The sequence below is a fragment of the Virgibacillus sp. M23 genome, from assembly GCF_034190895.1.
Lineage (GTDB): Bacteria > Bacillota > Bacilli > Bacillales > Amphibacillaceae > Virgibacillus > Virgibacillus salarius.
This window is the reverse complement of record NZ_JAWDHA010000230.1, coordinates 1-473: the sequence shown is the minus strand read 5'-3', so window position 1 is coordinate 473 and position 473 is coordinate 1. Positions and strand designations below refer to the sequence as shown.

Sequence of the window (473 nt, the reverse complement as noted above, 5' to 3'; positions counted from 1 at the left end):
CAGCTTGTGGAACGATTTCTCCGCCCACGCTTCAACCGTCAGCTTCTCACCGGATACCTGCTGCTCCATGAGCCCTTTCTGGAATTGCGGAATGGTGCCGACGGTAATCGGTTCAGGTCCATTTGAGCCGACGATGCATGGCACCTCAACCATCGCAGTCGGGTCAAAGTTCGCAATTGCACCGTTATTTTCAACAATCAACAGCATTCTTTCACCTGTGTTGTAGGCAATCGCCCGGGCAAGATCAACGATATACGATGCGTGGTCATCGATTTTAATTTCGCTGTTTTCCGAGGACTGTTCACGTGTGATCATGTCACATTGGCTGAAAATAAAAGCTTCGCGCCCTTCCATGACTTCATTCGCCCGCGTATGATTCGGATTTGATTTTTTCACCATATCATCTGGGAACAAATAATATTGCAAATACGTATTCGGCAGTGTGTCAGGATCTGCATGTGGAGCTGGGGCAG

The 473-nt window shown here is 48.6% G+C and carries 1 pseudogene; it reads right to left on the bottom strand.

From position 1 onward, the window contains the following. Positions 1-473, bottom strand: a pseudogene (glvA, locus tag RVS70_RS22240) (maltose-6'-phosphate glucosidase); the annotation flags it as partial.